This is a genomic window from Sphingobium sp. (assembly GCF_041987595.1).
Classification (GTDB): domain Bacteria; phylum Pseudomonadota; class Alphaproteobacteria; order Sphingomonadales; family Sphingomonadaceae; genus Sphingobium.
Genome location: NZ_JBHIWJ010000035.1, coordinates 1 through 21182, shown reverse-complemented (window position 1 = coordinate 21182; position 21182 = coordinate 1). Strand labels below are relative to the sequence as shown.

Annotated in this window: 23 protein-coding genes and 1 pseudogene; 3 read left to right on the top strand and 21 right to left on the bottom strand. The window is 61.4% G+C overall.

Features of this window, described 5'->3' with window-relative positions:
• Positions 1–39: 39 nt before the first annotated feature.
• The 5 genes from ACFC3J_RS11095 to recO form a co-directional block, all read right to left on the bottom strand.
• Entirely contained in the window at positions 40–831 is a 792-nt protein-coding gene (locus ACFC3J_RS11095) for a LysR family transcriptional regulator (RefSeq protein WP_375196228.1), read from the bottom strand.
• Entirely contained in the window at positions 828–1226 is a 399-nt protein-coding gene (apaG, locus tag ACFC3J_RS11090) for a Co2+/Mg2+ efflux protein ApaG (protein WP_375196227.1), read from the bottom strand. The genes ACFC3J_RS11095 and apaG overlap by 4 nt, the downstream gene beginning before the upstream one ends.
• 33 nt (positions 1227–1259) lie before the next feature.
• Positions 1260–2468: a trans-sulfuration enzyme family protein gene (locus tag ACFC3J_RS11085; protein WP_375196226.1), complete on the bottom strand. Its 1209-nt coding sequence runs from the start codon at positions 2466–2468 to the stop codon at positions 1260–1262.
• Positions 2469–2493: 25 nt separating this feature from the next.
• Positions 2494–3540 carry a 3-isopropylmalate dehydrogenase gene (gene leuB / locus ACFC3J_RS11080; protein WP_375196225.1) on the bottom strand — a complete coding sequence of 349 codons (1047 nt, stop codon included), beginning with the start codon at positions 3538–3540 and terminating at the stop codon, positions 2494–2496.
• 61 nt (positions 3541–3601) lie between these two features.
• Positions 3602–4336, bottom strand: a complete 735-nt coding sequence (gene recO, locus ACFC3J_RS11075; RefSeq protein WP_375196224.1) for a DNA repair protein RecO — start codon at positions 4334–4336, stop codon at positions 3602–3604.
• A gap of 222 nt (positions 4337–4558) precedes the next feature.
• Between recO and ACFC3J_RS11070 the strand changes: the two genes are divergently transcribed.
• Together ACFC3J_RS11070 and ACFC3J_RS11065 are read left to right on the top strand one after the other, a co-directional pair.
• Positions 4559–6244, top strand: a complete 1686-nt coding sequence (locus tag ACFC3J_RS11070) for a sensor histidine kinase (RefSeq protein WP_375196223.1) — start codon at positions 4559–4561, stop codon at positions 6242–6244.
• The gene (locus ACFC3J_RS11065) at positions 6241–6900 is read left to right on the top strand and encodes a response regulator (protein WP_375196222.1); all 660 of its coding nucleotides are present in this window, start codon (positions 6241–6243) and stop codon (positions 6898–6900) included. Before ACFC3J_RS11070 ends, ACFC3J_RS11065 begins: the two co-directional genes overlap by 4 nt.
• A 59-nt stretch (positions 6901–6959) precedes the next feature.
• Here the strand turns inward: ACFC3J_RS11065 and ACFC3J_RS11060 are convergent, their stop codons facing one another.
• The 16 genes from ACFC3J_RS11060 to ACFC3J_RS10985 form a co-directional block, all read right to left on the bottom strand.
• On the bottom strand, positions 6960–7481 hold the full coding sequence (locus tag ACFC3J_RS11060; protein ID WP_375196221.1) for a prepilin peptidase: 522 nt from the start codon (positions 7479–7481) through the stop codon (positions 6960–6962).
• Positions 7482–7494: 13 nt separating this feature from the next.
• Positions 7495–8322 carry a hypothetical protein gene (locus tag ACFC3J_RS11055; protein ID WP_375196220.1) on the bottom strand — a complete coding sequence of 276 codons (828 nt, stop codon included), beginning with the start codon at positions 8320–8322 and terminating at the stop codon, positions 7495–7497.
• Positions 8319–9131, bottom strand: a complete 813-nt coding sequence (locus ACFC3J_RS11050; RefSeq protein ID WP_375196219.1) for a tetratricopeptide repeat protein — start codon at positions 9129–9131, stop codon at positions 8319–8321. The genes ACFC3J_RS11055 and ACFC3J_RS11050 overlap by 4 nt, the downstream gene beginning before the upstream one ends.
• An 18-nt stretch (positions 9132–9149) precedes the next feature.
• Complete coding sequence (locus ACFC3J_RS11045) at positions 9150–10121, bottom strand: type II secretion system F family protein (protein WP_375196218.1); 972 nt, start codon at positions 10119–10121, stop codon at positions 9150–9152.
• Positions 10122–10125: 4 nt separating this feature from the next.
• Complete coding sequence (locus tag ACFC3J_RS11040; protein ID WP_375196217.1) at positions 10126–11127, bottom strand: type II secretion system F family protein; 1002 nt, start codon at positions 11125–11127, stop codon at positions 10126–10128.
• The gene (locus ACFC3J_RS11035; protein WP_375196216.1) at positions 11127–12482 is read right to left on the bottom strand and encodes a CpaF family protein; all 1356 of its coding nucleotides are present in this window, start codon (positions 12480–12482) and stop codon (positions 11127–11129) included. The genes ACFC3J_RS11040 and ACFC3J_RS11035 overlap by 1 nt, the downstream gene beginning before the upstream one ends.
• A complete protein-coding gene (locus ACFC3J_RS11030) occupies positions 12482–13693 on the bottom strand; it encodes a CpaE family protein (protein ID WP_375196215.1) in 1212 nt (403 codons plus the stop codon). Before ACFC3J_RS11030 ends, ACFC3J_RS11035 begins: the two co-directional genes overlap by 1 nt.
• A gap of 20 nt (positions 13694–13713) precedes the next feature.
• On the bottom strand, positions 13714–14349 hold the full coding sequence (locus tag ACFC3J_RS11025) for a TadE/TadG family type IV pilus assembly protein (protein WP_375196214.1): 636 nt from the start codon (positions 14347–14349) through the stop codon (positions 13714–13716).
• Positions 14346–14828 carry a TadE/TadG family type IV pilus assembly protein gene (locus ACFC3J_RS11020; protein ID WP_375196237.1) on the bottom strand — a complete coding sequence of 161 codons (483 nt, stop codon included), beginning with the start codon at positions 14826–14828 and terminating at the stop codon, positions 14346–14348. Before ACFC3J_RS11020 ends, ACFC3J_RS11025 begins: the two co-directional genes overlap by 4 nt.
• A gap of 31 nt (positions 14829–14859) precedes the next feature.
• Positions 14860–16485 carry a pilus assembly protein TadG-related protein gene (locus ACFC3J_RS11015; protein WP_375196213.1) on the bottom strand — a complete coding sequence of 542 codons (1626 nt, stop codon included), beginning with the start codon at positions 16483–16485 and terminating at the stop codon, positions 14860–14862.
• 23 nt (positions 16486–16508) lie between these two features.
• Complete coding sequence (locus ACFC3J_RS11010) at positions 16509–16778, bottom strand: hypothetical protein (protein ID WP_375196212.1); 270 nt, start codon at positions 16776–16778, stop codon at positions 16509–16511.
• A 14-nt stretch (positions 16779–16792) separates the two neighbouring features.
• Positions 16793–18268 (bottom strand): type II and III secretion system protein family protein, encoded by a 1476-nt coding sequence (locus ACFC3J_RS11005; protein ID WP_375196211.1) that lies wholly within the window; start codon positions 18266–18268, stop codon positions 16793–16795.
• Positions 18269–18281: 13 nt separating this feature from the next.
• Complete coding sequence (gene cpaB, locus ACFC3J_RS11000) at positions 18282–19208, bottom strand: Flp pilus assembly protein CpaB (protein ID WP_375196210.1); 927 nt, start codon at positions 19206–19208, stop codon at positions 18282–18284.
• A 75-nt stretch (positions 19209–19283) separates the two neighbouring features.
• A complete protein-coding gene (locus ACFC3J_RS10995) occupies positions 19284–19475 on the bottom strand; it encodes a Flp family type IVb pilin (protein WP_375196209.1) in 192 nt (63 codons plus the stop codon).
• Between the two features lie 24 nt (positions 19476–19499).
• Complete coding sequence (locus ACFC3J_RS10990; protein ID WP_375196208.1) at positions 19500–19697, bottom strand: Flp family type IVb pilin; 198 nt, start codon at positions 19695–19697, stop codon at positions 19500–19502.
• Between the two features lie 650 nt (positions 19698–20347).
• On the bottom strand, positions 20348–20602 hold the full coding sequence (locus tag ACFC3J_RS10985) for a DUF2569 family protein (protein WP_375196236.1): 255 nt from the start codon (positions 20600–20602) through the stop codon (positions 20348–20350).
• A 7-nt stretch (positions 20603–20609) separates the two neighbouring features.
• Between ACFC3J_RS10985 and ACFC3J_RS10980 the strand changes: the two are divergent.
• Positions 20610–21125, top strand: a pseudogene (locus ACFC3J_RS10980) (IS21 family transposase); the annotation flags it as partial.
• Positions 21126–21182 lie beyond the last annotated feature (57 nt).

Sequence of the window (21182 nt, the reverse complement as noted above, 5' to 3'; positions counted from 1 at the left end):
CCGCGACAGGTTAAGAAAAAGCAGGAAACCGCCGAACTGTCAGCGCGTCAGCGCTTCAATGAGCGCCTTCACCTTTTTCTGGCGCCATTGCGGCAGGGGTGCGATCAGCCAATAGGCAAGCGGTGACGGCGCCGGATCGCCGATTTGCCGTACCCGGCCAGCCGCAATATCGGCCTGAGCCAGCAGCAACGGGACACAGGCCCGCCCAAAACCGTTCGCAGCCGCATCGATGGCCAACCCGGCATCGGCGACGCGAATGGTCGCGATCGCATCCCCCTTGGGACAGCCGGGCCATTCTATGCGATGATCGGGACCGCCTGCGGCTCCCTCGACCGTCACAAAGGCCGCCCCACCCAGCTTGACGCCTTCATTCTCGCCCGGCCCCTCCGCCAGACGCAGGGCGAGATCGAGATTAGCCTCGGTAAAATCCAAGGTCTCGTCTGCCGCCACCAGAGCGAATTTGAGATCGGGCTGGCTGGCGGCATAGCCCGCCAGACGCGGCTGGAGCCATTTGGCGGTGATATCGCGCGGCGCGGCAATGGTCAGCGAGGAACTGGACTGCCCCGCCTGCATGGCGCGCACCGCCTCCTCAAATTCGAGAAAGCCCGCGCGCAGAGCGACCAGCCCTGCTTCGGTTTCAGGGGTCAGTTCCAGCCCCTTGGGCGTGCGTCGGAAAAGGACGACGCCGAGCAGATCTTCGAGCGCCCTGATCTGCTGGCCCACGGCGGCCGGCGTTACCGCCAGCTCGTCCGCGGCGCGGGTGAAGGAAAGATGCCGCGCGGCCGCATCCAGCACGCGCAGGCCGTTCAGCGGCAAATGGGTGCGCTTCATTCAGCCACCGCCGGTGCGATCAGCGCAAAATGGGGAATGGCGATGTCGAACGTCTCGCCGCTGGCGCCGATCATGTGATAATGGCCCTTCATCGATCCCGTCGGCGTATTGAGCGGGCAGCCCGACACATAGTCGTAGCTTTTGCCCGGCTGCACCACTGGCTGTTCTCCGACCACGCCATCTCCGTCGACCCGATGCTGCGTGCCCCGCCCATCGGTAATGATCCAGTGACGGGTCAGCAGTTGCACCGGCTGGGACCCGTCATTCTCTATGCGGATATGGTAGGCCCAGAACCATCGGCCCCGGTCCGGCTCCGACTGTTCGGGCAGGAAGGTGACGGCCACATGCACGTTGATGTCGCGCGTGGTCGCGTGGAAGGGAAAAAGTGCGTTCACAGACAAAGAAATGCGCCTTTCTCCCCTGCCCCGTCAACGCCCTATCGACTTCAGAGCGCGATCCAGATCCTCGATCACGTCATTCGGGTCTTCAAGGCCCACATTAAGACGCAGCATGTCTTCGGTAATGCCGACCTCCAGCCGCGCCGCTTCCGCCATTCCATAATGGGTGGTGGAGGCAGGATGCGTCATCAGCGAGCGGGAGTCGCCGATATTGTTGCTGATGTCGACCAGTTCCAGCCCGTTGAGCAGGCCGTGCGCCTCCGCCCGGCCGCCACCGACATAGAGCGAAAAAATGGGACCGGCCATCGCCATCTGCCGCATGGCGAGCGCATGCTGCGGATGACTTTCCAGACCCGGATAGAGGACCTTCGCCACGCGGCCCTCCAGGAATTTCGCAACCTTCAGCGCATTCTCGCTCTGGCGGCGGATGCGCAGGTCCAGCGTCTCCAGCCCCTTCAACACCACCCAGGCATTGAAGGCACTGAGCGTCGGCCCGGTGTTGCGGTGGAAGGGCAGCAGCGTGTTGATGATGAATTCTTCCGTGCCGCAGATCGCCCCAGCGAGGACACGACCCTGCCCGTCCATCATCTTGGTCGCACTATAGGCCACCACATCCGCGCCGAATTCCATCGGCCGCTGGAGCGCGGGCGTCGCGAAGGCATTGTCCACGACGCTGGTGATGCCATGCGCCTTCGCAATGCCGCAGATCGCCGCCATGTCCGCCACGTCCATGGTGGGGTTGGCCGGCGTCTCGAAGAAGAAGACCTTTGTATTGGGGCGGATCGCCGCTTCCCACGCTGCATTGTCGGTCGCGTCGACCGTGGTCGTTTCGATGCCGAACCTGGGCAGCAGCGTATCGGTCAGCCACCGGCAGGAGCCGAACAGTGCCTTGCCCGCCACCACATGATCGCCCGCCGAAAGCTGACAGAGCAGAGCCGCCGTCATCGCCGCCATGCCGGTTGCCGTCGAACGACAGGCCTCCGCGCCCTCCAGCAAGGCGATGCGCTTTTCCAGCATCTCCACGGTCGGGTTCTGGAGGCGGCTGTAGGTCATGCCCTGCTGCTCGCCCGCAAAGCGCATCGCGGCATCTTCCGCACGGTCGTAGCTGTAGCCGCTGGTCAGGAACAGCGCTTCGGAGGTTTCCCCCCATTCGCTGCGCGCACTGCCGCCGCGCACCGCCAATGTGGCCGGACGCCAGTTCTTGGTGATCTCCGGGTTCTGCCCGCTCCTGCGCTTCATCGCCCAAATCCTCGCAATAAATTCCTCAGTTGAGCGCCGCGAGCACCGCGTCGCCCATTTCGACCGTGCTCATCGTGCCGCCCAGATCGAAGCTGCGCGCACCGTCGGCCAGCGCCCTGGCGACGGCGGCCTCGATACGATCGGCCTGTTCCGGCATGCCCAGCGAGTAGCGCAGCATCATCCCCGCCGACAGGACCGTTGCCAGTGGATTGGCCTTGCCCTGCCCGGCAATATCGGGAGCGGAACCATGGATCGGCTCGTAAAGGCCCTGATTGCTGTCGTTGAGCGTGGCCGACGCCAGCATGCCGATCGATCCCACGCACATGCTCGCCTGATCGGAGAGGATGTCACCGAACATGTTGCCGGTGACGATGACGTCGAACTGGCCGGGATCGCGCACCAGCTGCATCGCGGCGTTGTCGACATACATGTGGCTGAGAGCGACGTCGGGATAATCCGCCGACACCTCGATCACCACGTCGCGCCACAGCTGGCTGGTTTCCAGCACATTGGCCTTGTCCACCGAACAGAGCTTGCCCCGCCGGGCGCGGGCGGCCTGGAAGCCCTGATGCGCGATCTTGCGCACCTGCTCCTCATTATAAGACATGATGTCATAGCCTTCGCGCAGGCCTTCCGGCGTCTTGCGCATGCCCTTTTCGCCGAAATAGACGTCGCCATTGGTTTCGCGCACGATCAGCAGGTCGATGGCGCTCGCCACCTCCCTCTTGAGCGCGGATGCGTCAGCCAGTTCCGGGAAGACCTTGGCGGGGCGCAGGTTGGAGAACAGGCCCAGCGCCTTGCGCAGCCCCAATATGGCCTGCTCGGGCCGCAAATGCCGTTCCAGCGAGTCGCAATCGGGATCGCCGACCGCACCGAACAGGATCGCATCGGCCCGCTTGGCCAGCTCCAGCGTCTCCGGCGGCAGCGGATGGCCGACCGCCTTGTAGGCAGCGCCGCCGACCAGCCCTTCCTCATATGTCAGGCCGGGAATTGCCATGGCGTCGAGTACGCGCTTCGCCTGAGCGACGATTTCGGGACCGATACCATCTCCGGGGAACAGGGCGATCAACATGGGGCAACTCCTTCACTGTCGTGGCCGCCCCTTATGAAGCCCCCGCCGCCAGCGCAAGCTTTTAGGCGACCACTCTTGCGAGCCGATCAACCAGCCTTTCCCGTGAAGCCAGCACATCGGCCCGCCAATCGGTCAGAACCGACCGTTCGAGAAAAAAGCCGGTGAGCCGCAAGCCATCGAGTATCGAGGGCCAGTCCCCCGAACCGCCCTCCAGCAGAAAGGCAGGCAAGGGCAGCAGGCGATCCTCATAGCCCATAGCTCCGGCGCGGCTGACCGCGGCCGCGCTGCGCGGACTGACGAAGACGAGGTCGTCCGCCCCGCCCGTCGCCGCGCAACGGGCGAGATCCAGCCCGAAGCCCAGCTCGGCCAGCAACAGCAGTTCATAGCGGACGAGCGCCACCGCCCATCCCCGCGCGGCAGGCGCCGCCTCCACCGCGCCCAGCACACCGTCCAGCGCCTGATACAGCGCCGGAGCGGGCACCCCTTCCGGCAAAGCGACGGCGGTCAGCGCGCAGACCCAGTCAATGGCCGCGGCAGGCAATGGCTCCGCCAGCAGGGGCGCCCGGCTATGGTCCAGCTCGACGGTGAGACCCGCCAATTGTTCCTCCGTCCGGGCGCGGAACTCCGCCTTCACTGCGTTGCCGGGCAGCAGCACCGGGCGCAGCGCACGCGAACGCCCGCCCCGCACATAGCCCGCCAGCAGGCCATGATCGGGGGTCATCAGCCGGGCGATGGCGCCATGCTCGCCATGCGCCCTCAGCGCGCACACAATGGCCGGAGAGATCAGCGTTGCCATGCAGCATCCTTTACCGATCCATGACCCGTCGCGCCATCCATGGCCATTCGCATCAAAAGCATTCGTCATTTGTCCGGAAATGGCGCAAAATCGCTTCGGACAGCCGCCCAAGCCTGCGATATCGGTTGCTTTTCCCGGCCGTCCATGCGCACAAATTGTGTGGGGACTTGTCGGGGGACAAAATTCGCCATGTATCACACGCCCTTGGCGTCATCCTCTCTGATGGATCGCCTGGTGCTTTGGTTGGGACGATCGCCGACGCTGGGTTTTGCCATATCCCGCGTCGCCTTTTCCGCTGCCGCCACCTGGCAGATCAACGCCATGTTCGGCAATGAAGGCGATTTCGCCCAGACCGTGCTGCTTCTGAAAGCAGGCATATGGACCTGGACGGCGATCAGCATCGTGCTGAATTCGCTGACGCCGCCGCTGGGCCTGCTGCTGCGGCCGGTTTCGCTGATCTTCGACCTGATCGCCTTCCTGACCGTCATCGTGCTGTGCGAACCGTTGCAGATCGCGGCGCTGGGATGTCTTTTCTTCGTGGCATGGTCCGCCTCCGACCGTTTCGGCCGCAGCGCGATCATCGTCATCGGCTTCTGCCTGATCTTCGCCTTCATGGCGCGGGGCTATTATGAGGTCTGGACTCCGGGTCCGCGGACGCCGGACGTCGGCCGGGCGATCGACAGCCTGACCATCGTGATCGGCTGCCTGATCGCAGCTTCGATGCTCAGCATGTCCATTCTGGAACAACGGCTGATCAGCTGGACGGAGCGGCTGCAAGGCGTCGGCCTCTCCTTCCAGAAATCGCTGGCCCAGTTTCTGGTCGAGCAGATCTCGCACCTCATGAACTCGCGCTATTGCGCCTTCGTCTGGGAAACGATGGAGGATGAGGTCATCCATTGCGACCTGATCGACGGCAGCGGCCTGCGGCAGGTGACACTGCCGCAAAAGCAGATCGACAGTCTGCTGGGCGTCCAGCCGCGTGAGGCGCCCTTCCTCTATTCGACCCAGTCGCCCCGCCTTCTGCTGCGCGGCCGCATCGGAATATTGCGCAACGAACGCGCGCCCGACGTGAGCGACGCCATCGTGGATGTGTTCGGCGCCGGTCAGGGCGCGAGCTTCTTCGTGCAGGCGGGCGAGTTGAGGGGGCGGATATTCATCGGCACCAGCCATGGCTGGTCGCCGGCGCTGCTGTTGCGCTGCCTGCGTATCCAGGAGGGGGTCGACCTGTTTCTGGAGCGCCATTTCTTCTTTCTGGCCTGGCGCCAGCGCACCTTTGCCGAAGCCCGTCAGGCGCTGAGCCGCGACCTGCACGACAGTGTGTTGCAGACGCTGGCAGCGTTGCGCGTCCGGCTCGTCACAGCGATCCATGGCCTGTCGGAAGCGAACGTCCCCGATCAGCTGGCCGAACTCAAATCGATGGAAGAACTGGTCACGTCGGAACAGGCCCATCTGCGCCGCCTGCTCAGTCAACGGCACAACAGCCCTTCCGGCAGCGCGGTCGACCTGATCCGCGAGGTCGAGCGCTGCTGCCGCTTCATCGCGCTGCAATGGACGATCGAATGTCGTCTCAACCCCGTCGACCGCCCCATTATCGTATCCGCCGAAACGGCGGCGGAGGTGGAATTCCTGATACGCGAAGCCACCGCAAATGCCGTCAAACATGCCAATGCCCGCCATATCACCGTATCGATCGCTAAGGCCGATGACGAAATATTGATCGCGCTGAAGGATAATCCCGGCACGGAAGCAAAGGCATGCGAAAGCTATAACGGCGACTTCGAACTCCAGTCCCAATCGATCATGAAGCGGCTGGGCAAGATCGGCGGAACAGCGTATTTTCACAATTTAAGCATGAATTCACTCATCTCGATCAGACTACCCTCCTCTTTACCAAGGTCTCCGATATGATGGCCCAGATTGCGATTGTCGACGATCATCCGATCTTCCTGGATGGCATGGCGCAGTTCCTGAACTCGCATGGCCATGACATATTATTCTGCGCCAAGTCTGTGGAGGAAGCGCTGGAACGGATGAAGTCTGGCGAACCCGACCTGCTGATTCTGGACGTCAGCATGAAGAGCGGCGGCGGCCTGGCCATCCTGTCCGCCATCCGCAACAGCGGCAGCACGGTGCCGGTGATCTTCATGACCGTGCATATCCGCCCGGAACAGACGCTGGAGGCAATCAAGCTGGGCGTCGATGGCGTCGTTCTGAAGGACAGCGATCCCAACGAACTGTTGAGCTGCATTCAACAGGTGATGAGCGGCAACAAGAGCATCGCGCCCTTCGTCATGGAGCAGGCGCTGGTGCACAGCATTTCGGCTCCCGCCAGCGAAGCCAATGTGCTGAACGTGCTGACGGAGCGCGAGCTGGAAATTGCGGGCCTGATCCGCGCTGGCCTGCGCAACCGGGAAATCGCCTCGCGCTGCGGCCTGACCGAAGGGACGGTCAAGGTGCATCTGCACAGCATCTTCCAGAAGCTCAGCATCAAGTCGCGTTCCGAACTGATCATCATGATGATGTCGATGGACAGCGACATGCCCGCCGTCGGCATGGAGCATTGAAGGCGGGCAGACCAATGGACCGGCATTCAGAGTCCTGACGGCCTTGATCGGTCAAAGACTCAGAGCGCGCGCACGAAATCCGGAAGGCGCGCCATTCCGCTGGGATTGGGACCTGTCAGATAAAGCGCCATGATCGTGCCCAGCGCGATGGCCACGCCATAGGGGATAGGCCCCTTCGCAGCGAAGATGGCAAGGGAGCTGTTGGCGCGCGCCGTCTGCGGCACCAACCGCCGGCCCGCCATGATGACGAGCGCCAGCAGGCCACCCCCCACCGTGATGTAGATGAACCAGGGAACGGCCCCCAGCCAGTCAAACCACAGCGCGCAGGCAGCCATCAGCTTGACGTCGCCGCCGCCCATCCAGCGCAGGGCGAACAGGCCGCACCCCAGAGCGAACACTCCCAGAAAAACGACGCCATTATGCCAGATGCCGCTTTCCCATCCCGCCACAGCGACCCAAACGGCATACAGCCCCATGACCAGCATGGGAAAAATATTGGATATCCGCAGCCGTGCCATATCCTCCATGGCAGCAGCGATCAGGACGAAGGAGACGGCGAGGAGAATCAGGTCCTTTATCATGACAATTCCTGCATCAGGGCCGAGCGGGTTCCATGGCCGCAAGAGCGGCCTCCGCATCCGGCACGAAGCTGTCCCCTTCCGTGACGGCGCGACTGAGATAGGCCTGCGCCAGCGGCAAGTCGCCGATCCGTATCGCCACTTGCCCCGCATTGTTGAGCCGCCGCGCCCATTCATCAGCGGTGTCGATCGGGCGGCGGCGGATTTCCTGCCCCGCCATGACATAGGCCCTATCGCCATTGGCGATGATCCGCGCATCATCAGGCATTAATTCGCGCGCCCTGTCGAAGATGATCGCCGCTTTGGCCGCCTGCCCCTGCTTGAGCAGCGACAGGCCGTAATTGTTGAGGATCTGGGCAGGTTTGTTCGTCAGTTGAAATGCGCGCTCATAGGCTGCGGCACTCAGCGCCCAGGAACGCACATCGTCATAGGCGACCGCCAGCGCGTTCCAGGCCCGCCAGCGATCGGCGCAGGCGCCGACGGCATGATGCAGCGGATCGAGCGCCTCTGGCGACCGACCAAGCCGCACCAGCGCGATACCCTGCCCCTCATCAACCCGGCAATCGCTGAGGCCGCCCTGACGGAGCGCCGCGAACCGCGTCAACGCCTCTTCATCACGCCGTTTTTCCAGCGCCATGCGGGCTGTCGCGATCTCTATGGGCTGAACCTCACCTGCCTGTGATTGCATGCGCCACTGGGTCAGCATGGCATCCGCCTGAATGATCCGGCCACCGTCTATGGCCTCATCCACCAGCCGGCCATAGTCCAGCGTCGGCGCAGACGTCACGAGCGGCGGCGCCCCTGCGGGCGGTGTGGCCGCCGCCAACAGCAGCGCCCACATCATCCCCGCGCAGCCTTTCGTCCCGACGGACGCATGATGCTTTTCCAGAGACGCTCGAACAGGCCATCATGAGCCTGAGTATCGGATTGCAGTTGCAGGGTCGGCGGAACGGCGGAACCTGCGTCCAAACTGGCAAGCGGCGTCGCCGACGACCCGGTTCCGCCAACGGTGATGATTGGCGCTTCCAACTCCGGCCCTGCCGGGGCACCGACAACAGTCACGATTCGCGTTTTCAATTGCGGCTCGATGGGCATTGCCCTGTCCATCGTCCTCAACCGCACTTCGCCGAGCGAAACCCGTTCCAGCTCCACAGCAGTCAGTTGCACTGGACGAAGGGCGGCGGCAACCGGGGCGACTGAGGCCAGTTGCGCCAATGTCGGACGCGCCGCGATCGCGAGGTCGGTCGGCACGGCGCCCGCCTGTGCCAACAGCGCATCCGCCTCACCCTTCAGCCCTTGCGCCGTCAGGCTACGCGCAAAATTACGGGCGATGCGGGCGTCCTCAGGCGATCGCGCCAGTGCCAGTTCAAAAAATTCCCTCGCAAGATCATGCCGCCCCATCGCCGCATAGCTGATCGCAACCCCATTCAGACCGCGCGCGTCGGCAGGTTCGTTGCGAACCGCGCGACGAAAAGCATCCAGCGCCAGCGCATATTCCCCACGTGAAAACAGCAGGTCGCCTCGGGCCAGCGCATCCTGCGCGGGACCATCAGATTGTTGATTGACGGACCTGATGGACAGGACGCCCTTTTGGGGTGCGCTGCACGCCGTCACCGCAACTGCGAGAGTCACTGCCAGCAGCTTTTTCTTCATGCTCCCCCCTCCCTCTTCCTAGTGGCTCATCACCGGCAGGATTTCCCGCACCACCCGGACCACTGCGGGCAGCATCAACACCCCGATCATCACCGGCAGCATGCAGGCGACAAGCGGGACCGACAGCAGCACCGGCAACCGATGCGCCTTTTCCTCCGCCCGCATCCGGCGCTTTTCGCGCATTTCCGCGGCATAGACCCGCAATGTCTGTCCGACGCTCGACCCAAGCTGATCGGACTGGATCAACAGCGTGGCAAAGGAACGGATCTCATCCACATCGACCTCATCGGCCATGCGACGCAAGGCGTCCTGCCGGCTGCGCCCCGCGCGCAGTTCCAGCACCACCTTGCCAAGTGCCGCCGAAACGAGAGGGTGAGAGGTCACCAGTTCCCGGCCAACCCGATCCATCGCCGCTTCCAGTCCCAACCCGGCCTCGACGCAGACCAGCATCAGGTCCAGCGCATCGGGAAAGCCGTGGACGATCGCTTCCTGACGCCGCGACGCCTTCGCCGAAATATAGAGGTTAGGCATGTAGAGTCCGGCTATGGCCAGCACTGACGCGACCAGATAGAGCGTGAGCGGAGTCGGCGGATCCGGATTGCCGAGCGAAGTGAGGACGAAGACAGCAGGCAGGGCAAAGGTCAGGACAAGCCGGATGAAGGTGAAGAATTTCGGCGCGTCCGGAGACAGATAGCCTGCCGCGACCAACCGTCGGCGCAGCGTGACATTATTGGTGTCGACCAGCGAGATGCCCATCTTCTCGATCCGGTCGATCAGCTTTTTCCACTCACTGCTGTTGCGTTCGCCGCGCAGCGTCTGGCTGCCCGTCTGGGCCGCGTTGCCGCCTTCCCCGACCAGATCGAGCCGGCTTCGTACCCGCGCGTTGCGCAAAACGACCTCCGACAGGCCGAATACCAGCGCCACGATGGCGATGAACAGCAACCCGAGGATGAAAGGCCGCAACTGTATCAGGAGTGCCGAATTCAACATAGCATCACACCTTCAGGTCGACCATGCGACGTATGGTTATGAAACCGACCATGTAGAGCAGGATCAGACCGATAAAGCCGACGATGAACATGCTGTCCTGCGCAATATCCAGATAGAAGGCCGGATTGACGAGAAACAGACCGCAAAAGGTCAGGATCGGCAACGCCGTCAACATCACGGCCGTCATCCTCCCTTCAGAACTCAGCGCGCGCACCTTCATGAAAAGGCTGGCCCGTTCCCGGATGACGGTCGACAGATTTTCGAGGATTTCCGCCAGATTGCCGCCCGTCTCGCTCTGCACCGAGAGGGAAATCACAAACATGTGCATCTCATTCATATCCCAGCGTTCGGCCATCCGCTGGAGCGCATCGCGAAGATCAGCGCCGTAGGTGACTTCGTCGACCACGATGCCGAATTCGCTGCCGATCGGATCGCGCATCTCCTTCGTCAGCAGATCGAGCGCCGCAGCGATCGGATGCCCCGCGCGCAGACCTCGAACGAACGTGTCCAGCGCGACGGGAAACTGCTCTTCCATCTTCTTGCGTCGCCGCTGCGCCAGCCGGGCCAGCACCATCATCGGCAGCATGATGCCCAGCGCGCCGGCGAAGGCCAACGCCATCACGATCATGCCCGCCGTCAGTGCATAGCCCGCCGCCATGCCCCCCACCATCACCAGCAGAAACAAGGCGGCAGCCGCGATCAGCATGATCGTCAGCACGGTGCGCGCGGGAAAGGTCAGCCCGGCACCATGCAGCACGCGCATCACCGCCAGCCCCGCCCGCCCGAACAGGCTGGACCGGTCGAAGCTCACCGCCTCATCGCTCCGCCGGAGCTTGGAGAGGACCGTGCTGCGCTCGAAGCCCGCCGCAATCATCTTCAGCCGCCGGTTGACCACGCGATCGGTAGTGGCGCGGGCACGCAGCCAGCTGGAAATGCCCTCGATCGTCAGCAGCACCGCCGCGAACAGCAGGACAAGGACGAAGACGCGGATGTAAAGCGGGTTCATCAGTGGATCACCGCATCTGGACGGAAAAGTTCGGCCGAAAGCGTAATGCCCCGGTCAGCAAGTTCGCCCATGAATTTCGGACGAATGCCCGTCGCCTCGAAATGGCCCCGGACCATGTTGTTTTCATCGCGCCCCGTCATCTTGAAGCGGAAGATTTCCTGCATGGTGATTACCTCTCCTTCCATGCCGGTGATCTCCGACAGGCTGAGAAGACGGCGGCGACCATCGGCCAGACGCCCCACCTGCACGATCACGTTCAGCGCAGAGGCGATCTGCGCCCGCGCCGACCGGGGCGAAATGTCGATGCCGCTCATGCCGATCATCTGTTCGACACGGGACAGCGCATCGCGCGGCGTGTTGGCGTGAACCGTGGTCATCGATCCGTCATGGCCGGTGTTCATCGCCTGGAGCATGTCGAACGCCTCCCCGGCGCGAACTTCGCCCACGATGATCCGGTCTGGCCGCATACGCAGGGCATTTTTCACCAAGTCGCGCTGGGTGACTTCACCCCTGCCCTCGATATTGGCCGGGCGGGTTTCCAGCCGCGCGACATGGCGCTGCTGCAATTGAAGTTCAGCGGAATCTTCGATGGTGACGATGCGCTCATGCTCGTCGATGGCCGCCGACATGGCGTTGAGCAGCGTCGTTTTGCCCGAACCCGTGCCGCCGGAGATCAACACGTTCCGTCGCGCCTCCACCACCGCCGAAAGCACCTGCGCCATGGGCGCGGGAACGCTCCCCAGTTCGGTGAGCCGCGCCATGCTGATCGGCACCTTGGCGAATTTGCGGATGGAAAGCAGCGAACCGTCGATCGCCAGCGGCGGAACCACCGCATTGACGCGGGAACCGTCGGCCAGGCGGGCGTCGACAAAGGGCGAGGCTTCGTCGATCCGCCGCCCGACCGCGGCCACGATCTTCTGGATGATGCGCAGCAGATGCTTCTCATCCTTGAACCGGGTCGCGGTTTCCACCAGCCGGCCGTTTCGCTCCACGAAGACGACCTTGTGACCATTCACCAATATGTCGGTGATGCTATGGTCCTTCAGCAACGGCTCAAGCGGGCCAAGGCCGAGCAATTCATCCAATATGTCCGAAACCAGCCGCCGCCGCTCTTCCAGATTGAGCGCATGTTTCTGAAGCGCCAGTTGCTCATGGACGATCTCGCCTACCTCGACTTCCACCTGCGGCCGCGACATGGTTTCAAGCGCGGACAGGTTGATGATGTCGATCAGCTTCTGGTGCAGCGCGACCTTCAGCTCGGTGTGCCGGTCCTCTTCCCAGTGGACCAACTCCGTCTCGGTTGGCCCCACCTCATCGCGGCTATCGCCCCGCTCCCCTTTTCGGATCTGCCACATCAGCCCTTCTCCGCCTGACGTTCGGCCTCAGCCGTCTGCACGCAGCAATCGACGATATCCTGCAAATCCTTGCAGATGCGACTGCGCGCCTTGAGTTCCTGTATCAGCACGCCCTGATCGAGCGCGGAGCTGACCAGCGGAAAATCATTGGCAATGCTGAGTTTGACGGGATGATCCAGCGCCGCCGCCGCATCCTCCAGCCCGATGGCGCGGAAGAATTTCTTCTCCACGCGGTTGGCGATCACATGGATGCGGGCCGGATCGATATCCTGATCGCGCAGCAGCGCAATCTGTCGGCGCGCCTGCCGCAGACTGGCGATCGTGAGTTCGCATACGAGAAACACGACCTGCGACCGCGCCACAAGCGACATCGACCAGTTGGTCCAGTTGCCCGGCAGGTCGAGATAGACCGTGTCGAAATTGCGCTGCGCCAGTTCCACGATGCGGAAGATCTGATCGGCGTTCACCGCCTCGATCGGCATGATCTCCGGGGGCGCCGTCACCACGCGAAGACCGGTCGACGTCTCCACCGTCACCGTACGCAACAGTTCATTGTCGACCCGGTTTCCGCCCATCAACAGGTCCGCCAACGTCAGCGGCGATGAAATGCCAAGGAACGTGCCCGCATTGCCGAACTGGATGTCGAAGTCGAACAGACAGACTTCGCCGCCCTTCTGCTTGACGGATCGGGCATGAAGGCTGGCCGCCTGCGTCGCGATGGTCGTCGCGCCGACGCCGCCGACGCTCTTGATGATCGAGACGAGTTGACCAGTCCTGACATCGTCCTGACGGCTGGCCGCGATACGGCTGCGCAGATCGTCCAATATGGCCGCAAGGTCATCGGCGCGCAGCGGCAGTTCGATGACGTCGTTGATCCCGCTGCGCAGCAGAGCGCGAACCACCGGGATCTGCGCATCGCGCACGGCCGCCACCAGCATCAGCTTGGGATGGTCCGCCCGTAGCCCGGCAAGCCGAACCATGGAGGCTTCGCTGTCGGGCTGGACCTCAATGATGATCGCCTTGGCCTCTGCCGCGAGTTGAGCCGGCACGGGCGCGCTCGGAGCCAGCATGGAAAGGGCCAGAGACTGGCCGGTCAGCCGATCTCCCAATATGTCGGATGCCTGCACCTCCTGCTCTGACAGAATGAGGTGCAGTCCCTCATCCCCGATATTGAGGGTCCAGCTTTCGGCGGGTTCCGCTGCGTTTGTCACGATGCCCACTATCTTGTCCCTCAATTTGCCACCGTACCCTGGCCGTCTTCCATGGTGAGAGCGGCGCTGAAGCTGGGTAGAGTGATGGTGCCCCTGAAAAGCATTAAAAGCATTGGCCGGAAGGTCAGCTGTTTCAGCGACACCTTGACCAATGGCGAAACGTCGGACCCGTTGGGATCGCCTGCATAACCCAGACCCGAATAATCATAGTCGACGGTCACATTGGTCGAGGCGATTTCGGGCATGAACAGGCGCATTCGGTTGACGATTCCATTGAACGCCGTCAGCGCATTCGCACTGCTGCTGACCAGCGGACTGGGACAGGTCGCGCCCGTCTTGCACGAACAGCTTACCGCGCCCGCATTGATGATGCACGACGCTCCACCGAAGGATGACTGCGGAATGGGGTCGCCTTGCGTAATCGTCGACCCGTTGACGAAACTGTAGGTGGCAAGACCATTGGGAACCATGTCCGTCGCCACAGCATAGCGCACACCCATCTGGGTCGCCTTTTCGGCTCGGTTCCACGTCCACATGAGACGGCCAACATCAATGATACCGAGCAGAAAGATCAGCAGCAGTGGCAAGACCAACGCAAACTCCGCAGCCGACGCAGCATGGGTGTCACGGCCAAGGCGGGCGAGCCAACGCATCATAGCCCCTGCACCGTGGCTTCGGATTCAGACACAAGTTGTGGCGACGACCTCGTAAAACCGAGAACATAGAATAGCGATCTATATGGCACTATCGCGGATACTTTTACCTTGGGAACATTCGACATACCCTTATATATGCCCGAATAATTACCGCCAGTAATTGCCGTGCAACTCATGGTCACCGACACGGTTGTGGGCGTCGTCCACCCTACCAGCCGTGCCGTTCCACCACTTGTTACTTGCCCGGTACGCGTCAAATTCTGCGTGTTCGTCACTACACTACTATTGACGCTGTTGGGACATGTAAAGTTGGTAAAAGGCTGTCGCGAAGCATAGCGCGCGCCATCTCTTACAGCTTTCGCGACTACATGCTCACTGAGGAAATAATTACCCAATTCGAATGAGCCAAACATCAAGATGATCAAAATTGGCGTCACCAGCGCCATTTCCGCAGCTGCAGCCGCTTCGTTATCGCGAATAAGATGTGATAGGATCGATCAAACCATTGTATTACTCGATCAGATACGGAACGTTGCGAAGAAATGCTTGGGCTGCGCCAGTTTCACTCAACGGTTCCGCTTCTCCCTTAATTTCAACATAGATGTCGGCTTTGTTCGTGCGACTTCTGGTCAAGGAAGGCTCTACCAGAAAAACGTCGACAAATTTTTCTACATGGACATTCTTGGTCTGCCCCTGAATGCCCTCTGCAGCACAGTTCACGACCGCAACGGACAATATCCGGCGATCTCGAACCTGCGCGCTTGGCGCCATACCGGCGGCACAAACCGGGGCGGAATAGGAATAATAATTTGTCGTGTTGCCATTTCCATTGCCCTGAGAAACGGATTCCGCCGACTTTGGAGCCAGAGCACCCGATGTTGCAATTTCCCAACGATAGACATCATAGCGCGTCAAAGTGCTGATACCGCTTTTGCCAGCCCAACTGGCCACGGTTGCGGGTGATATTCCAGGATGGTTGATCTGGAAATATAGTGCACGATCCCAAAGCCCGTCACCTATGCGGCCAGCCGCGCAATCACCGGTGGAACTGACGGAATGACATATGTCCCTGGGAAAGCCCATGTTGGTCGGCGTGGTCGACACCCGCGACACTGGATCGGGCAGATATTGCACCGAGGGCAACTTCCAGGGATCCGTACCATTCCCGACGGCGCAATTTAGGGCTGCATTGCCATTGCCATTGCCATTGCCGTTGCCGTTGCCGTTGCCGTTGCCGTTGCTCGATATATCCGGCCGAACCACATCTTTGCGAGTGTTAAGTGCCGGACTGCAATTCCCCGTACCGCTGGCGCAATAATTGACCAGACCATTTTCATAGATATCGAAGCGCGTATTGACCGCGTCGGTCACCGAAACGGACAGACCGGGTTTTGTCGTCACCTCATCGGCGCTGATGCAATCACCACCGGGAACGTTCGCGCCCAGTGCCGTTTCAAGAACATTTGCACCTGAACCGAGATTTGTTTCGAGATAGCCGAAATTCCCCGGCCCCCATGCGCCGCCGCTGCCGCCTGCGACGAGCCGGATCCCCTTGCCAATATCAGTGCTGAGAGGGAAGTCCTGCCCTGTTCCTTCAGCCGGGTTGCACATCATGACTGGAGGAACCTTGCAAATTGCTCCGCCCACGCCCGCATAAGCCTTTGCTGACAAGGGGCCAGAGGAAAGGACTGCCACGATCGGCGTCAACGCAAAAAATGCTGAACGCGAATTAACCGTCACCTCCACGAAATTGACGTCCGCGTCGGTCAGCGCACCGGTGTCGCTGCGGTCCTTGTTTTTGTAGAATTTGATGAAGCCGGTGCGATCGCAGGTCGCCTCATTCGCGATGGTGACGGCATAGCCGCCGCCATCATTGGCGAACCGCGTATCATTACGGATCAAGGCGCTCGCTGCACTCGCAGCGCGGCTGCAAGCGTCCGTCTTTCCATCCAGCTGCGTCGCTGCTGCAAGAGCGGCCTGATCGGCCGCGTTCTGCAACTCGGAATCGAGGCTCGCCATGCGCGCATAATCGAAAGCGATCCCCCCCGCCGCGACGAGCCCGAAAAGCGACAGCGCAACCGTGGGCGCCACTGCACCGCTGGTCGACTGCAACAGGGCTTTCCGAAGGTCGGGCATGGGATCGCTTCTCCTCCGCTCGATCAGTTGGCGCCGCCGCTGGAGCCGCTTACGCCGCTGGTGGTGCGGATCGTTTGCGCCTTCTTCACCTTGTCAGTGCGATAGCGCTCCACCGCAGCCGCTGAGGTCTGCCCATTGCCGCCCTCGACCAACGTGCCTTCATAATGCGGATCAGGATTGATCACCTGCATCGCATAATTGCTGCGCACCGCGCCGCCGAAGGTCGGGTCGTTCGCCGTGCAGCCGGCCAGCATTGGCAGCAGCAGGGCCGAACCAATAAATATTCTCCGCATGGTCAGTCTCCCGCTCACAGCTCATATCCGCTTGGCGCCTTGCCCGAAGCGGGCGCTTCCTTGACCGGCGCGGGCGCATTTTTGGGCGCTTCAGGCGGCATGGCGTCAGGATCGAGCGGATTGATGCCCACCGCCTTGTCGGTCCGGCCCATCAGGAACAGGTCCAGCTCATTCGGCGGCTTGACCCTGTCGGTGGGAAGACGGACATCTTCGGCCCGCATCGGCTTCACGAGACGCGGCGTCACGATGATCACCAGTTCGCTCTCGCTTTTCTGAAAACCGCTCGACCGGAACAGCGCACCAATGATGGGGATCGAACCCAAAATCGGAAATTGCCGCACCGTATCCTGAAAATCTTTGCGCAACAGGCCTGCCAGAGCGAAAGACTGCCCATCGCGCAGTTCCAGAGTGGTACTGGCACGGCGGGTTTGCAGACCCGGAATGGTAAGGCCGTTCACCGTCACCGATGCGGAAGGATCGATCGAGCTGACCTCTGGTTCGACCTGCAAATTGATGATCCCGTCATCCAGCACCGTGGGCGTGAAGCCGAGGCTGACGCCGAAGGGCTTGAACTCGATGGTTATGGCATTGCCGCCGTTGGCGCCACCTGTGCCGCCATTGCTTTGCGACACCGGGATCGGAAACTCGCCGCCCGCCAGGAAGGACGCCGTTTCGCCCGAGAGCGCCACCAGCGTCGGTTCAGCCAGCGTGGTCACGACGCCCTTGCGTTCCAGCGCATCCAGCGCGGTGGTCAGATTGAGGCTGCCCACCGAATAATTCGCCGCCCCGATACCGAAACTGTCGAGTATCTTGCTCAGATCAACTATGGGCCGTCCATTGCCGTCAGACAGGATAGCGGAGGACTGTGCAGCGTTGCCTATGCCGCCGACCACCTTGCCGCTGTCGGATAGAAAAGCCGTGTTGATACCGAATTGCTTGGCGGCGCTGCGCGTCATTTCGGAAAAGCGCACTTCCAGCATCACCTGCTGCGCCGCGCCGACCGAGAGCATGTTGACGACCTTGTCGCCTGCATAGGTCTTCGCGATCTGAACCGCACGGTCGACCGCTGCGGCGCTGGAGACGGTTCCAGTCAACACCACCGCGTCATTGGAAATGCGCGCTCCGACCGACTGGCCGGGCAACAATTCCGACAATTGCCGCTTCAGCGTGACCACATCCGGACCGACGGCCACGTCGACCACCGCGATCATCATGTTGCGGTTGTCGTAGAGCGTCAGGCTGGTCGTGCCCATCTTCTTGCCCAGCACATAGACCGATCGATTGGTCATGGGCAGGATGTCGGCAATTTCCTGATTGCCGACCAAAGCCTTGGAAAAGGGCCGATCGACGGTCAGCACCTGACTCTTGTTGAGCGGCACGTCGAGTTGACCGGCATGATGGGCGTTGCTGACGTTGAGCGAGGCGATCTGAGCCTGCACCTGCATCGGCAGGAGCGACACGCCGGCGCCCAGCGCCAGGAAAAACGCCATCCTCGGCAGGGAGTTAGCGGGAACCATAGCGCTTCACCTCATAGCTGGTGCCGGTCGTGCCGCGCACGATCTCGACCGATGCGGTTGATGGCAGGGCGTTGGCGTTCTTCGGCACAGTGCGACGCGCAGGGCGGAGCGCCGATGCGGGACGCGGCGGCAGATAGGCGATGTCGGCCACGCGGGCGCGAGGCCCGGCAAAGCCGCCCACATAGGCGCCGTCGCGCAGATCCTCGATGCCAACGGTCTGCACCGCCGGATTGGGCTTGTCGGTGAGGTTGCGCAGGACCAGCGTCAACTGGCCGACCTGTTGACCCAACACCAGTTTTTGCGCGTCGACCTGATTGACCTCCAGAGTGGCGGTCCGGCCCACGGCCGGGTCCTTGGAGTTATCGTTCGCATTCTGGTCGATGGCGATCACCCGCGTCCCTTGCAGGAGAACATCGGTGATCTGCTGACTGCCGGCCACCGGATCCTGCAATGTGCGGGTCACGAAGACGTCGACGGTATCGCCGGGAAGCACAAAGCCGCCCGCGGCGGCCACATCACTAACTCTCACGGCAACGGCACGCATTTCCGGAGAGAGCACCGCCGACATCGTCGCCCGCCCGCCTTCACCGGAAAGCTTCGACGCCAGGATTGGCTCGCCCGGCTCGATCTGGCGCAGGACGACGCGGCTCTTGCCGAGGGAGGTCAATTGTATGGGATCGCGGAAGGCGCCTGGCGGCACCGAGCTGGCAGGCCAGTCGAGTACCCGGATCTTTTCAGGCGTTACTGTCGCTCCAAAGGGCAGGGCTACGGTCGCAACGACGACCTTCGCGGTGCCCCCATCTGCCTGTTGCACCTTTTCGGCGCTGGTCAGATAGGTATTGGCGATGAAAACGGCTGCCAATCCAAGCAGGATTGCGAAGCCGAGAATGATGAGAGATCTGCGCTGCCCCACGTCAACTCCCCCCGGAATTGAGTTTTTGGGAAAGCCGGTCAGGCAACCGGCTTTCCCTTTTTTCGCGATTAGCAATTAGCAGGACGGTGTGTTGCCCGTGCCAACATTTGCGATACAATTGGTTGCGCTACCCATCGAATTCTTGATCGCGCCGCCCAGGTTCCAGGCGGCAAGCGCAATGCCGGTCCCGACAATCGCCAGGATCAAAGCATATTCGGCCGCCGACGCACCGCTCTCGTCAGCCCACAGCTTCTTGAAGAATGTCATTTCTTTCCCTCCTACCCCAACGCTTTAGCAGTTCGCACCCGGAGAATTACCCGTGCCGACTTTGGCGATACAGTTGGTCGCACTGCCCATCGAATTCTTGATCGCGCCGCCCAGGTTCCAGGCGGCAAGCGCAATACCGGTCCCGACGATTGCCAGGATCAAAGCATATTCGGCCGCCGACGCACCGCTCTCGTCAGCCCACAGGCTTTTCATAAAGATCATATCTTTCACCCCTAGTAGCTGGGAGCAATTCCCAGTGCTCTTGCTCAGTTCTACGGCAGGGGCCTGTCCACCTCGCGACCCCGGCGCTGGTATCCTCCAGTCGCCAGGCAGTTGGCAGTTTCCGTAGAACTTGGGATCAAGTTGAACCAAAGCCAACACAAGTCAACATGGTAAAAAATATCTATATTTCACAATGGCTTATTGCAAATTTTTATTAACCATTTCCGTAAACCCGATTCATTGCCTTAAGTAAATTATAGTGTTTCCTAAATATATCTTTGGATATATGTCTTCGGAATATCACAAATTATACTACGCTATATTACGAATTATATTTGTTAACTTCCTATATTTTAAAAGTATAATATCTACTTTAGAAAGATAAACTATATTTTTTACTATAAATCATATAAGGTTATCTTACAAAGCAATCGGCACTTATTTCATAAATTAGTGATCCTGAGGAACCGCAAATGGCTCAAAAGCTAGTACCTTGGTACTAGGCTATTCGGAACGCGACGGGGTGGCGACTTCGGCGGCGAGAGGTGGGCCGACACACGGCTCACCGCGAATCGCCTGCGACTCGTCGCGCCAAATTCAGGAAAATTAACCAGTTTGCGCCCGTCCCATGGGGAACTGGAATGGTTGCATCAATGGACGCTCACGCGATGACGGAAGGTAACGTTAACCCGATCCGACAACAGCAGATAGGGCAACCATATTGCCGCGCTGATGAGGACCTTCTTCACATTGCCCGTCAGCATATCGAGCAACGCGGCATCCACGCCGCTCGGAACATTGGCTACGTCGGCAATCAGCCTGGCAATAATCAGCTGCGCCAGCAGATCGACGCCCCAAACCATCACCAGAAAGCGCGGAAACAGCGGAGCGAGCCGCAAGGCCATGGCAAAGGCGAACATGCACCAGCATCCCGAGCAGAAGGAGTTGACGGTGGCCCAGGCATGGGCTGCCGAGCGTGGCGTGCTCCAGCCGGTCGTCGCGCCCTTCGACGGCTTCCACGAGAGCGAGCACGCGGTGAGCGGCACGTGCCTGATAAGCTTCGACCGCAACCGCTACTCCGTCTCCGCCAAAGCGGTGCGCCGGACGGTGCAGGTCCGCGCCTATGCCGACCGCATTGTCGTGCGCTGCGACGGTGAAGTCGTCGCCGACCATCCCCGGTTCTTCGGGCGCGACCGGACCATCTACGACCCGTGGCACTATCTGCCGGTGCTGGTGACCAAGCCGGGCGCCCTGCGCAACGGCGCGCCGTTTCAGGACTGGGAGTTGCCGCCCGCGCTGTCACGACTGCGGCGTAAGCTCGGCGCCGGTGATGATGCCGACCGGCGGTTCGTGCGGGTGTTGGCGACTGTGCTCGACGACGGGCTGGAAGCGGTGGAAGCGGCCGTGCGCGAGGCGCTGCTGGCCGGTGTGGCTCTGTTGCAAAAATCGTGAAGCTTGAGCATGCTTGGCGGAGATTGGACGGAC

What these genes read in the sequence shown, in the direction of transcription:
- ACFC3J_RS11085 (WP_375196226.1), bottom strand. Translation starts at nt 2,468, where the DNA reads ATGAAGCGCAGGAGCGGGCAGAACCCGGAGATCACCAAGAACTGGCGT.
- ACFC3J_RS11055 (WP_375196220.1), bottom strand. Translation starts at nt 8,322, where the DNA reads ATGATGTGGGCGCTGCTGTTGGCGGCGGCCACACCGCCCGCAGGGGCG.
- ACFC3J_RS11040 (WP_375196217.1), bottom strand. Translation starts at nt 11,127, where the DNA reads ATGAACCCGCTTTACATCCGCGTCTTCGTCCTTGTCCTGCTGTTCGCG.
- ACFC3J_RS11025 (WP_375196214.1), bottom strand. Translation starts at nt 14,349, where the DNA reads ATGATGCGTTGGCTCGCCCGCCTTGGCCGTGACACCCATGCTGCGTCG.
- ACFC3J_RS11010 (WP_375196212.1), bottom strand. Translation starts at nt 16,778, where the DNA reads ATGCGGAGAATATTTATTGGTTCGGCCCTGCTGCTGCCAATGCTGGCC.
- ACFC3J_RS11095 (WP_375196228.1), bottom strand. Translation starts at nt 831, where the DNA reads ATGAAGCGCACCCATTTGCCGCTGAACGGCCTGCGCGTGCTGGATGCG.
- ACFC3J_RS11035 (WP_375196216.1), bottom strand. Translation starts at nt 12,482, where the DNA reads ATGTGGCAGATCCGAAAAGGGGAGCGGGGCGATAGCCGCGATGAGGTG.
- ACFC3J_RS10990 (WP_375196208.1), bottom strand. Translation starts at nt 19,697, where the DNA reads ATGATCTTTATGAAAAGCCTGTGGGCTGACGAGAGCGGTGCGTCGGCG.
- ACFC3J_RS10995 (WP_375196209.1), bottom strand. Translation starts at nt 19,475, where the DNA reads ATGACATTCTTCAAGAAGCTGTGGGCTGACGAGAGCGGTGCGTCGGCG.
- ACFC3J_RS11005 (WP_375196211.1), bottom strand. Translation starts at nt 18,268, where the DNA reads ATGGCGTTTTTCCTGGCGCTGGGCGCCGGCGTGTCGCTCCTGCCGATG.
- ACFC3J_RS11065 (WP_375196222.1), top strand. Translation starts at nt 6,241, where the DNA reads ATGATGGCCCAGATTGCGATTGTCGACGATCATCCGATCTTCCTGGAT.
- ACFC3J_RS11060 (WP_375196221.1), bottom strand. Translation starts at nt 7,481, where the DNA reads ATGATAAAGGACCTGATTCTCCTCGCCGTCTCCTTCGTCCTGATCGCT.
- ACFC3J_RS11070 (WP_375196223.1), top strand. Translation starts at nt 4,559, where the DNA reads ATGGATCGCCTGGTGCTTTGGTTGGGACGATCGCCGACGCTGGGTTTT.
- ACFC3J_RS11050 (WP_375196219.1), bottom strand. Translation starts at nt 9,131, where the DNA reads ATGAAGAAAAAGCTGCTGGCAGTGACTCTCGCAGTTGCGGTGACGGCG.
- leuB (WP_375196225.1), bottom strand. Translation starts at nt 3,540, where the DNA reads ATGTTGATCGCCCTGTTCCCCGGAGATGGTATCGGTCCCGAAATCGTC.
- ACFC3J_RS11015 (WP_375196213.1), bottom strand. Translation starts at nt 16,485, where the DNA reads ATGCCCGACCTTCGGAAAGCCCTGTTGCAGTCGACCAGCGGTGCAGTG.
- recO (WP_375196224.1), bottom strand. Translation starts at nt 4,336, where the DNA reads ATGGCAACGCTGATCTCTCCGGCCATTGTGTGCGCGCTGAGGGCGCAT.
- ACFC3J_RS10985 (WP_375196236.1), bottom strand. Translation starts at nt 20,602, where the DNA reads ATGGCCTTGCGGCTCGCTCCGCTGTTTCCGCGCTTTCTGGTGATGGTT.
- ACFC3J_RS11045 (WP_375196218.1), bottom strand. Translation starts at nt 10,121, where the DNA reads ATGTTGAATTCGGCACTCCTGATACAGTTGCGGCCTTTCATCCTCGGG.